Here is a 12,976-nt window from a genome sequence, read left to right as displayed (position 1 = left end):
GTACCTCCGGCGCGTCACGGTTGATCTGCACAGCACCCGGGAGCGGCTCGGCGCACTGGAGCGCCAGGAGCGCGAGCCGATCGCGATCGTGGCCATGAGCTGCCGGTACCCCGGCGGCGTCAGCACCCCCGAGGACCTCTGGCGGCTGCTCGACGAGGGCCGCGACGCCGTCGGTGCGTTCCCGGACAATCGCGGATGGGACCTGGAGCACCTGTTCCACCCCGACCCCGACCACCGGGGCACCTCCTACGGCCGGGAGGGCGGCTTCCTCCACGACGCCGACCGCTTCGACCCGGCCCCGTTCGGCATCTCCCCGCGCGAGGCGCTCGGCATGGACCCGCAGCAGCGGCTGCTGCTGGAGACCGCCTGGGAGGCGTTCGAGCGGGCCGGCATCGACGCGGCCACGCTCAAGGGCAGCCGCACCGGCGTCTTCGTCGGCATCATGTACAACGACTACGGTGCCCGCCTGCGCGAGATCCCCGAGGGCATGGAGGGCTACGTCGGCAACGGCAGCTCACCGTCGATCGCCTCCGGCCGCATCGCCTACACGTTCGGCCTGGAGGGCCCGGCCGTCACCGTCGACACCGCCTGCTCGTCGTCGCTCGTCGCCCTGCACCTGGCCGCCACCGCCCTGCGCCGCGGCGAATGCACACTCGCCCTGGCCGGCGGGGCCACCGTCATGTCCACCCCCAACACGTTCATCGGCTTCAGCCGCCAGCGCGGCCTGTCCCCGGAGGGCCGCTGCAAGTCCTTCTCCGAGTCCGCCGACGGCACCGGCTGGGGCGAGGGCGCCGGCCTGCTGCTCGTCGAGCGCCTCAGCGACGCCCAGCGCCTCGGCCACCCGATCCTCGGCGTGCTGCGCGGCTCGGCCGTCAACCAAGACGGCGCCTCCAGCGGCCTGACCGCCCCCAACGGCCCGTCGCAGCGCCGGGTCATCACCGCCGCGCTCGACGCCGCCGGCCTCAAACCGTCGGACGTGGACGCCGTCGAGGCCCACGGCACCGGCACCACCCTCGGCGACCCCATCGAGGCCCAGGCCCTCATCGCCGCCTACGGCCCGGGCCGCCCGCCCGCCCGCCCGCTGCTGCTGGGGTCGGTCAAGTCGAACCTGGCCCACACCCAGGCCGCCGCCGGCGTCGCCGGCATCATGAAGATGCTGCTGGCCCTGCGCCACGAGCGCCTCCCGCGGACGCTGCACGTCACCGAGCCGTCGACCCACGTCGACTGGTCCGGCGGCGCCGTCGAGCTGCTCACGTCTCCCCGCCCGTGGCCGGCCGGGGAGCGTCCCCGCCGGGCCGGGATCTCGTCGTTCGGCGTCTCGGGCACCAACGCCCACGTCATCATCGAGGAGCCACCGGCGCCCGCCCCCGACGAGGCGCCCGCGCCGGCCGGGTGGACCCCGCCGCTGCTGCCGCTGCTCGTCTCGGGCCGGACCGCCGCGACCGTCCCGGCGCAGGCCGCCCGCCTCCGCGCGGCCCTCGACGCGGACCCGTTGGATGTCGCCTACACCGCGGCGGCGGCGCGCACCACCCTCGAGCACCGGGCCGTCGTCCTCGGCGCCGACCGTGCGGCCCTGCTCGCCGGCCTCGACGCCCTGGCCTGCGGCGAGTCCGCCCCGAACGTGGTCCGCGGCGCGAGCGCCCCGGGCGGCAACGCGATGCTGTTCACCGGCCAGGGCGCGCAGCGGGCGGGGATGGGCCGCCGGTTGTGCGAGGCGTTCCCGGTCTTCGCCGCGTCGTACGACGCGGTCTGCGACCGTATCGACGGCCTGCGCGACGCCGAGGATCTCGACCAGACGCGGTGGACGCAGCCGGCGTTGTTCGCGTTCGAGGTGTCGGTGTTCCGGCTGCTGGAGTCGTGGGGCCTGACGCCGGACTTCCTGGTGGGCCACTCGATCGGTGAGCTGGCCGCGGCGCACGTGGCCGGGGTGTGGGACCTCGACGGCGCGTGCCGGATCGTGCAGGCGCGGGGCCGGTTGATGCAGGCGCTGCCCTCGGGTGGGCAGATGATCGCGGTGCAGGCGGACGAGGCGACGGTCCGGGCGGCGCTCGTCGACGGCGCTTCGATCGCCGCGGTGAACGGGCCGGACTCCGTGGTCCTGTCGGGTGACGCGGATGCGGTCGCGGCGGTGGCGGCGGCGCTGGGGGTGAAGACGCGGCGGTTGAACGTGTCGCACGCGTTCCACTCCGCCCACATGGACGGCATGCTCGAGGAGTTCCGGTCGGTCGTGGCGTCGGTGCCGGCGCACGCGCCCTCGATCCCCGTGGTGTCGAACGTGACAGGCGGCCTGGGCGCCGACCTCACCGACCCGGACTACTGGGTGCGCCAGGTCCGGGAAACGGTCCGGTTCGCCGACGGGGTTGCCGCGCTGCGGGCCCTCGGCGTCAGCCGGTTCCTGGAGCTGGGCCCCGACGGCGTGCTCGCCGCGCTCGTCGAGGACGGGATCCCGGTCGCGCGGCGCGACCGCGACGAGGCCGAGACGCTCATGGCCGCTGTCGCGCGGGCGCACGTCACCGGATGGTCGCCGGACTGGCCGCGCCTCCTGCCCGGCGGCCGGCCCGTGCCACTGCCCACCTACGCCTTCCAGCGCGAGCGGTTCTGGCTCGACGACCCGGCCCGCGCCGGCGACCCGGCCGCGGTCGGTCTCCAGGCGGTCGAGCACCCGCTCCTCGGGGCCGCGCTCGGCCTGGCCGAGGCCGGCGGGCACGTCCTCACCGGGCGCCTCGCGCCGCGCGAACATCCGTGGATCGCTGATCACGTGGCCTTCGGCGTGCCCCTGCTGCCCGCCACGGCCCTGCTCGACCTGGTCCTGCGCGCCGCCGACACCCTCGGCCGGCCCGGGCTGGCCGAGCTCGTGGTCGAGGCTCCGCTCACCCTTCCCGGCCCTGACGCCCTCGTCCTGCAGCTCATCGTCGGGCCGGAAGCCGAAGGCCACCCGTTCACCCTCTACGCCCGGCCCGAGGACGACACCACGCCGTGGACCCGTCACGCCACCGGCCGCCTGGGCGCCCCGCCCGCCCCGGCCCCGTGGACCGGGTGGCCGGCGGCCGGGGCGGTTGCCGTACCGGTGGACGGCCTGTACGACGACCTGCGCGCCGGCGGGCTCGACTACGGCCCGGCGTTCCAGGGTGTGCGGGCCGTGCACCGCCGCGGCGATGAGCTGTTCGCCGAGGTCGCGCTGCCCGACTCCGAGCACCCGGCCGCGAGCCGGTTCGGGCTGCACCCGGCCCTGCTCGACGCGGCCCTGCACGGCCTGCGGTACGCCGGCGGCGAGGGCACCGGGCTGCCGTTCGCCTTCCGCGGGGTCCACCTGCACTCGACCGGCGCCACCGCACTGCGGGTCCGGCTCCGGCTGCGGGGCGGCACCGCGGTCATCGACTGCACCGACCCCGACGGCCGCCCGGTCGCCACCATCGAGGGCCTCGACCTGCGCCCGGTGACCGCCGCGCAGCTGACCGCCCGCGACGCGCTCTACCGGGTCGACCTCGTGCCCGTCCCGGCGGCCGCCGGCACCGGCGCCCCGGACCGGGTGCGTCACGCCGTCACCGGCGGCGACATCGCCACCGCCACCTTCGAGGCCCTCGACGCCATCCAGCGGCACCTCGCCCAGCCCGGGCCGGCCGAGCCGCTCGCCTTCGTGCTGACCGGCGACGGCCCGGCCGCGGCGGCGGTCGCCGGCCTCGTGCGCTCCGCCCAGGCCGAGCACCCCGGCCGGTTCGCCGTCGTCACCACCGGCACCGACGCCGGCCCGGACGCCGTCACCCGCGCGCTGGACAGCGGCGAGCCGGTCACCGTCATCGGCGGCGACGGTACGGTCCGCGCGCCCCGCCTCGTCCGGGCGGCGGGGACCGGCGGGCCGGTCGCCACCTGGGACACCGAGGGGACGGTCCTCATCACCGGTGGTCTCGGCGGTCTCGGGGCCCGCGTCGCCCGGCACCTGGTCACCGCCCACGGCGTGCGGCACCTCCTGCTCACCGGCCGCCGCGGGCCCGCCACCGGCGGCGCGGCCGAGCTGCGGACCGAGCTCGAAGCCCTCGGCGCCCGGGTCACCGTGGCCGCCTGCGACGTCGCCGACCGGGCCGCCCTCGCCGCGCTGCTCGCCGCCGTCCCGGCCGAGCACCCGGTGCGCGGGGTCGTGCACGCGGCCGGTGTCGTCGACGACGGCACCGTCGCCGAGCTCACCGCCGCGCGGGTCGACGCCGTCCTGCGCCCCAAGGCGGAGGGCGCCCGGCTCCTCGACGAGCTCACCCGCGACCTGGGCCTTACCGCGTTCGTGCTGTTCTCGTCGCTGGCGGGCACCGTCGGCGCGGCCGGGCAGGGCGGCTACGCGGCGGCGAACAGCGCCCTCGACGCGCTCGCCCGGCAGCGGCATGCGGCCGGGCGGCCCGCGCTGTCGCTGGCCTGGGGGCTGTGGGAGGAGCCGAGCGGCATCACCGCCGGGCTCGGCGACGCCGACCGGGAGCGGATGGCCCGCCACGGGGTGGTCCCGCTGCCGAGCGCCGAAGCCCTCGCCCTGTTCGACGCCGCGTGCGCCGGGCCGGACGCGGTCGTCGTCCCCGCCCGTCTGCGCCTCGACGCGCTGCGCGACGCCGGGCCGGTTCCGGCCGTACTGCGCTCCCTGGTCCCGGCCGGCCGGTCGCGGGCCCCCGGCGCGGCGGCTGCGGCCGGCCCCCTCGCCGACCGGCTGCGCGCCCTCGCGGCCGACGACCGCGAGGCGGAGGTGCTGCGGCTCGTCCGCGCGGAGGCGGCGGCCGTCCTCGGCCATGCCGCCGCCGGTGACGTCGACTCGCACCGCGGCTTCCTCGAGGCGGGCTTCGACTCGCTGACCGCCCTCGAACTGCGCAACCGGCTGGCCGCGGCGACGGGTCTGACGCTGCCGGCCACGATCGTGTTCGACCACCCCAACCCGGCCGCGATGGCCCGGCACCTGCTGGGCGAGCTGGACCCGGCCGACGTGCCGGCCGAGGTGTTCACGGCGACCGCGGCGTCGGACGAGCCGATCGCGATCGTGGCCATGAGCTGCCGATACCCGGGCGGTGTGCGCTCGCCGGAGGACCTGTGGCGGCTGCTGGCCGACGGGGCCGACGCCATCGGGCCGTTCCCGGCCGACCGGGGCTGGGACTCCGACCGGCTGTACCACCCGGACCCGGACCACCGCGGCACCAGCTACGCGCGCGAGGGCGGGTTCCTCTACGACGCCGCCGACTTCGACGCCGACCTGTTCGGCATCTCGCCCCGTGAGGCCCTCGCCACCGACCCCCAGCAGCGGCTGCTGCTCGAGTCGTCGTGGGAACTGCTGGAGCGGGCCGGGCTCGACCCGGGTGCGCTGCGCGGCAGCCCGACCGGGGTCTTCGTCGGCCTCATGTACAACGACTACGCGTCGCGGCTGCACGAGGTGCCCGACGGGCTGGAGGGCCACCTCGGCAACGGCTCCGCCCCGAGCGTCGCCTCCGGCCGGCTCGCCTACTCGTTCGGGTTCGAGGGCCCCGCCGTCACCGTCGACACCGCCTGCTCGTCGTCGCTCGTCGCGCTGCACCTGGCCGCCCAGGCCCTGCGCCGCGGCGAGTGCACCCTCGCCGTCGCCGGCGGGGCCACTGTCATGTCGACGCCCGGCACGTTCATCGGCTTCAGCCGCCAGCGGGGACTGGCTCCGGACGGCCGGTGCAAGGCATTCTCCGACGACGCCGACGGTACCGGCTGGGGCGAAGGCGTCGGCCTGCTCCTCCTGGAGCGGCTCAGCGACGCCCGGCGCCACGGCCACCCCGTGCTCGCGCTCGTCACCGGCAGCGCCGTCAACCAGGACGGCGCGTCGAGCAGCCTCACCGCCCCGAACGGCCCGTCCCAGCAGCGGGTCATCCGGGCCGCCCTCGCCGCCGCCGGCCTGCAACCGTCAGACGTGGACGCCGTCGAGGCCCACGGCACCGGCACCGCGCTCGGTGACCCGATCGAGGCGCAGGCGCTGCTCGGCACGTACGGCCGCGACCGGGCCACGCCGCTGTGGCTCGGCTCCGTCAAGTCCAACCTGGGCCACACCCAGGCCGCCTCGGGTGTCGCCGGCATCATCAAGATGGTCCTGGCCCTGCGCCACGAGACGCTGCCCAGGACGCTGCACGTCACCGAGCCGTCGACGCACGTGGACTGGTCGGCCGGGGCGGTCTCGCTGCTCACGTCGGCGCAGCCGTGGCCGGCCGGGCCGCGCTCACGGCGGGCGGGCGTGTCGTCGTTCGGCATCTCCGGCACCAACGCGCACGTCATCGTCGAGGAGGCCCCGGCCGCCGAGCCGGCCGAGGTGCACCGGGCCGCGCTCCCGGTGGTGCCGTGGCCGGTGTCGGCGCGCAGCGAGCCGGCGCTCGACGCGCTCGTTGCTCAGCTGCGCGCTGTGGCCGCCGACCCGGTCGACGTCGGCTTCTCCCTCGCCACCACCCGCGCGCAGCTGGAGCACCGGGCGGTGGTGCTGGACGGCGCGGTCGTTCGCGGCGAGGTCCGCGAGGGTCTGTCGGCGATGCTGTTCACCGGTCAGGGTGCCCAGCGGGCCGGGATGGGCCGGCGCTTGTACGAGGCGTTCCCGGTGTTCGCCGCGTCGTATGACGCGGTCTGCGACCGCATCGACGGTTTGCGGGATGCTGAGGATTTTGATCAGACGCGGTGGACGCAGCCGGCGTTGTTCGCGTTCGAGGTGTCGGTTTTTCGGTTGTTGGAGTCGTGGGGCCTGCGGCCGGATTTCTTGTTGGGGCATTCGATTGGTGAGTTGGCGGCGGCGCATGTCGCCGGGGTGTGGGATCTGGATGGTGCGTGCCGGATTGTGGAGGCGCGTGGCCGGTTGATGCAGGCGCTGCCGTCGGGTGGGCAGATGATCGCGGTGCAGGCCGATGAGGCGACGGTGCGGGCGGCGTTGGTGGAGGGTGCTGAGATCGCGGCGGTGAACGGGCCGGACTCGGTGGTGTTGTCGGGTGATGTGGAGCAGGTCGCGGCGGCCCTCGGGGTGAAGACCCGGCGCCTCAATGTCTCCCATGCGTTCCACTCGGCGTACATGGACGGGATGCTTGAGGAGTTCCGGGCTGTGGTGGCGTCGGTGCCGGCGCGGGCTCCCGCGATTCCGGTGGTGTCGAATGTGACCGGGGATCTGGGTGCTGATCTGACGGATCCGGATTACTGGGTGCGGCAGGTGCGGCAGACGGTTCGGTTCGCCGACGGGGTGGAGGCGCTGCGGCGGGCCGGGGTGTCGCGGTTCCTGGAGGTCGGGCCGGATGGGGTGCTGGCGGCGCTGGTCGAGGACGGGATCGCGGTGGCTCGGCGGGACCGGGACGAGGCCGAGACGCTGATGGCGGCTGTCGCGCGGGCGCACGTGGCCGGGTGGTCGCCGGACTGGGTGAAGGTGTTCGGGAACGCGGCGGTGGTGGAGCTGCCGACGTACCCGTTCCAGCGGCAGCGGTACTGGCTCGATGCGGGTGCGCCGCGGTCGGATGCCGAGTTCTGGTCGGCGGTCGAGAGCCAGTCGGTGCCAGGGCTCGACGAGGCTGCGGTTGCGGCGTTGACGGCCTGGCGGGAGCAGCGGCAGGCGGCCTCGGCGGTTGATGCGCTGGTGTATCGGATCGACTGGGTGCCGTTGACGGTGTCGGCGGTGCCGGGTGATGGCGTGGTGGTCGAGGTCCGGGATGCGGTTGAGGCGCTCGCGGCTGTGCAGGGGGCGCATGATCGGCCGCTGTGGTGTGTGACTCGGGGCGGCGGCTCGGACGATGTGTGGGGCTTCGGGCGGGTCGCCGCGCTGGAATACCCCGACCGGTGGGGTGGGCTCGTCGACCTGCCGGTTGAGCCTTCCGCGGCCGATCTCGAGATCCTGGCCCGGGTGGTCGGTGGGGTCGAGGATCAGGTGCGGATCCGGGACGGGGTCGCGTACGGGCGCCGGCTGGTTCGGGCGGTGCCGGACGGGAGCCGGTGGCGGCCGCGGGGGACGGTGCTTGTCACCGGCGGCTCCGGGGCACTTGGCGAGCACGTCTCGCGGTGGCTGGCGCAGCACGGGGCCGAGCGGGTCGTGGTGGCCAGCCGGCGCGGGCCGGTCGTCTGCGACGTGACCGACCGGGCGGCCGTCCACGCACTTGTCGCGCAGGTGCGGCCGGACGCGGTGGTGCACATCGCCGGAGTCCTGGACGACGGGGTCATCGACGGGCTGACGCCCGAGCGGCTGGCGGCGGTGGCCGATGCCAAGGTGAACGGGGCCCGGTACCTCGACGAGGCGACCCGCGACCTGGAGCTCGACGCGTTCGTGCTGTTCTCGTCGTTCGCCGGGGCCGTCGGGTCGGCCGGGCAGGCCAACTACGCCGCGGCGAACGCCGCCCTCGACGGGGTCGTGCGGGCGCGGCGGGCCCTCGGGCGGCCGGCCGTCGCCATCGCGTGGGGGCCCTGGGCCGGGGACGGCATGGCCGCCGGAGCCGGGGAGCGGCAGCGGCGGGGCGGAGTGACGGCGCTGTCGCCGGCGATCGCGCTCGCGGCCCTCGAACGGCTCGCGGTCGGCTCCGAGGCCGGGCCGGTCGTCGCCGACATCGACTGGGAGCGGTACGGGCCGGCGTTCACCGCCGGGCGGCCGGCGCCGCTCGTCGCCGATCTCGTGCCCGCGTCCGCGCGGCCGGCGGGCGTCACCCACCTCGGCGACCTGGCCCCGGCCGAGCTCGCCGCCCGCCTCGAACAGCTCGTGCGGGAGCAGGCGGCCGCGGTGCTCGGGCATGCCGACGGGTCGGCCATCCGGCCCGAGCGGGCCTTCCGGGACCTCGGGTTCGACTCGCTGACGGCCGTCGAGTTCCGCAACGCGGTCACCGCGGCCACCGGGGTCGCCCTGCCCTCGACAGTGGTCTTCGACCACCCGACCCCGGCGGCGCTCGTCGACCGGCTGGTGCAGGAGGTCACCGGGGCCGACGCCGGACCCGCGGGGCCGGGCGTCGCCGCGGCCGCGGACGAGCCCATCGCGATCGTCGCCATGGCCGGGCGGTTCCCGGGCGGGGTCGGTACCCCCGAGGAGTTCTGGCAGTTGCTCGTCGAGGGGCGCGACGGGCTGGCGCCGTTCCCCGCGGATCGCGGCTGGGACCTCGCCGCGCTCTTCGCCGACGATCCGGACCGGGCCGGGACGTCCTACACCCGGGTCGGCGCGTTCCTCGACGGGGTCGCCGACTTCGACGCGGACCTGTTCGGCGTCTCACCGCGCGAGGCCCTCGCCATGGACCCGCAGCAGCGGCTGCTGCTGGAGACGGCCTGGGAGACGTTCGAGCGGGCCGGTCTCGACCCGCGTGGGCTGCGGGGCAGCGCGACGGGCGTGTTCATCGGCAGCAACGGCCAGGACTATCCGACGATGCTCGCCGCGGCCGAGGAGAACGTCGAGGGGTACCTCGGCACCGGCAACGCGGCGAGCGTGGTGTCCGGGCGCATCTCGTACACGTTCGGGCTGGAGGGCCCGGCGGTGACCGTGGACACCGCGTGCTCGGCGTCGCTCGTCGCGCTGCACCTGGCCGCCCAGTCGCTGCGCCGCGGCGAGTGCACGCTCGCCGTCGCCGGCGGCGCGACGGTCATGTCCACCCCGGGCGCGTTCGTCGAGTTCAGCCGGCAGCGGGGGCTGGCGGTGGACGGGCGGTGCAAGGCGTTCTCCGACGACGCCGACGGCACCGGCTGGGGTGAGGGCGTCGGCCTGCTCCTGCTGGAGCGGCTCTCCGACGCGCGCCGCTCCGGCCACCGGGTGCTCGCGGTGGTGAAGGGCAGCGCCGTCAACCAGGACGGCGCGTCGAACGGGCTCACCGCCCCGAACGGGCCGTCACAGCAGCGGGTCATCCGGGCCGCCCTCGCCGACGCCGGACTCGAACCGTCCGATGTGGACGTAGTGGAGGCGCACGGCACCGGCACCGCGCTCGGCGATCCGATCGAGGCGCAGGCGCTGCTGGCCACGTACGGCCGCGACCGCACCGCGCCGCTGTGGCTCGGGTCGGTCAAGTCGAACATCGGCCACACGCAGGCCGCCGCCGGCGTCGCGGGCCTGATGAAGATGATCCTGGCCCTGCAGCACGAGACGCTGCCGAAGACGCTGCACGTCACCGAGCCGTCGTCGCACGTGGACTGGTCGGCCGGGGCGGTGTCGCTGCTCACCGCGGCCCGGCCGTGGCCCGCCGGGCCGCGTCCGCGGCGGGCCGGGGTGTCGTCGTTCGGGATCTCCGGTACCAACGCGCACGTCATCCTGGAGGAGGCGCCGGCGCCCTCCCCGGCGGCGCCGACCCCGGCGGCCCTGCCGGTCGCGCCGTGGCCGGTGTCGGCGCGCACCCCGGCCGGGCTCGACGCCCAGCTCGCCCGGGTCCGGGCGCTCGACGCCGACCCGGTTGCCGTCGGCTTCTCGCTGGCGACGACCCGCACGCACTTCGACCACCGCGCCGTCCTGCTCGGCGGCACCGAGATCCGCGGCTCGGTTCGCGGCGGCCGCAACGCCATGCTGTTCACCGGTCAGGGTGCGCAGCGGGCCGGGATGGGCCGCCGGTTGTACGAGGCGTTCCCGGTGTTCGCCGCGTCGTATGACGCGGTCTGCGATCGCATCGACGGCCTGCGGGATGCTGAGGATCTGGATCAGACGCGGTGGACGCAGCCGGCGTTGTTCGCGTTCGAGGTGTCGGTCTTCCGGTTGTTGGAGTCGTGGGGTCTTCGGGCTGACTTTCTGCTGGGGCATTCGATCGGGGAGTTGGCGGCGGCGCATGTTGCCGGGGTGTGGGATCTGGATGGTGCGTGCCGGATTGTGGAGGCGCGTGGCCGGTTGATGCAGGCGCTGCCGTCGGGTGGGCAGATGATTGCGGTGCAGGCCGATGAGGCGACTGTGCGGGCGGCGTTGGTTGAGGGTGCTGAGATTGCGGCGGTGAACGGGCCGGACTCGGTGGTGCTGTCGGGTGATGTGGAGCAGGTCGCGGCTTCGCTGGGGGTGAAGACCCGGCGGCTGAATGTCTCGCATGCGTTCCATTCGGCCTACATGGACGGGATGTTGGAGGAGTTCCGGGCTGTGGTGGCGTCGGTGCCGGCGCAGGCTCCCGCGATTCCGGTGGTGTCGAATGTGACCGGGGATCTGGGCGCGGACTTCACGGATCCGGATTACTGGGTGCGGCAGGTGCGCGGGACCGTTCGGTTCTTCGATGGTGTGCAGGCGCTGCAGCATGCGAATGTCAGCCGGTTCCTGGAGGTCGGGCCGGACGGGGTGCTGGCGGCGCTGGTCGAGGACGGGATTGCGGTGGCACGGCGGGACCGGGACGAGGCCGAGACGCTGATGGCGGCCGTTGCGCGGGCGCATGTGGCCGGGTGGTCGCCGGACTGGGTGAAGGTGTTCGGGAACGCGGCAGTGGTCGCGCTGCCCACCTATCCGTTTGAGCGCACTCGGTTCTGGCCCACAGTGCGGCGGCAGGGGCGGGTCGACGCCGAGTTCTGGTCGGCGGTCGAGAGCCAGTCGGTGCCCGGGCTCGACGGCGCGGCTATCGCGGCGTTGACGGCCTGGCGGGAGCAGCGGCAGGCGGCCTCGGCGGTTGATGCGCTGGTGTATCGGATCGACTGGGTGCCGCTGGCGGTGCCGGCGGTGCCGGGTGACGGGGTGGTGGTCGAGGTCCGGGATGCGGTCGAGGTGCTTGCGGCGGTGCAGCGGCATGACGGTGCGCCGCTGTGGTGTGTGACCCGGGGCGGCGGCTCGGACGATGTGTGGGGCTTTGGCCGGGTGGCCGCGCTTGAGTATCCGGATCGGTGGGGTGGGCTTGTCGACCTGCCGGCGGAGCCATCGGAGGCGGATCTGGACATGCTGGCCCGGGTGGTCGGTGGGGTTGAGGATCAGGTTCGGATCCGGGATGGGGTCGCGTACGGGCGGCGGCTGGTTCGGGCGGTGCCGGACGGGAGCCGGTGGCGGCCGCGGGGGACGGTGCTTGTCACCGGGGGGTCGGGGGCGCTCGGGCGGCACGTGTCGCGGTGGCTGCTCGAGCACGGGGCGCAGCACGTCGTCGTGGCGGGGCGCAAGAGTGAGCCCGCGTGCGATGTGTCGGATCGTGATGCGGTGTTTGCGTTGGTGGAGCGGGTGCGGCCGGATGCGGTGGTGCATCTTGCGGGGGTGCTTGATGACGGGGTGATCGAGGGGTTGACGGCTGAGCGGTTGCGTTCGGTGGCGGCGGCGAAGGTCGATGGTGCGCGGTATCTCGATGAGGCGACGCGTGGGCTGGGCTTGGATGCGTTTGTGCTGTTCTCGTCGTTCGCTGGTGCTGTGGGGTCGGCTGGGCAGGCGAACTACGCGGCGGCGAATGCGGCGCTCGATGGGGTGGTGCGGGCGCGGCGGGCGGCGGGGCTGCCGGCCGTGGCCATCGCGTGGGGGCCCTGGGCCGGGGACGGGATGGTCGCCGACGCCGGGGCGGGAGAGCGGCAGCGGCGGGGCGGGATCACGCCGCTGGCGCCCGCGGTGGCGCTCGCCGCGCTGGAGCGGCTGGCCGTCGGGGCCGAGGGCGGGCCTGTCGTGGCGGACGTCGACTGGGAGCGCTACGGCGCCGGGCTCACCGCCGCGCGGCCGGCGCCCCTCATCGAGACGTTCCACCGGGGCACCGCGCCGGACGAGGGCGACGGGCTGCGGGCGCGGCTGGCCGGGCTGTCGCCCGCCGACCAGGAGGCGCTGCTGCTCGGCGTCGTCCGGGAGCAGGCGGCGGCCGTGCTGGGGCACGCCGAGGCCGGCACCGTGGGAGCCGACCGGGCCTTCCGCGACCTGGGCTTCGACTCGTTGACGGCCGTCGAGTTCCGCAACGGGCTGGCCGCCCGGACGGGGCTGGCCGTGCCCGCGACGGCGGTGTTCGACTACCCGACGCCGGCCGATCTCGCCGCTCACCTGCTCGAAGCGGTCGGCGGCGGGGTGCGGGCGGACGCGGGGGTACCGGTCCTGGCCGAACTCGACAAGCTCGAAGCGGCGATTTCGGGGATTTCCCCAGAGGATGACCTGCACGCT

Annotated in this window: 1 pseudogene; it reads left to right on the top strand. The window is 75.3% G+C overall.

The features are described from left to right. Positions 1-13: 13 nt before the first annotated feature. Positions 14-12,802, top strand: a pseudogene (locus Dvina_RS54605) (SDR family NAD(P)-dependent oxidoreductase); the annotation flags it as partial. Positions 12,803-12,976: the final 174 nt, after the last annotated feature.

Source organism: Dactylosporangium vinaceum (assembly GCF_019904175.1).
GTDB classification, from domain to species: domain Bacteria; phylum Actinomycetota; class Actinomycetes; order Mycobacteriales; family Micromonosporaceae; genus Dactylosporangium; species Dactylosporangium vinaceum.
The sequence above is the reverse complement of the archived record's forward strand: the minus strand, read 5'-3'. Positions and strand labels throughout refer to the sequence as shown.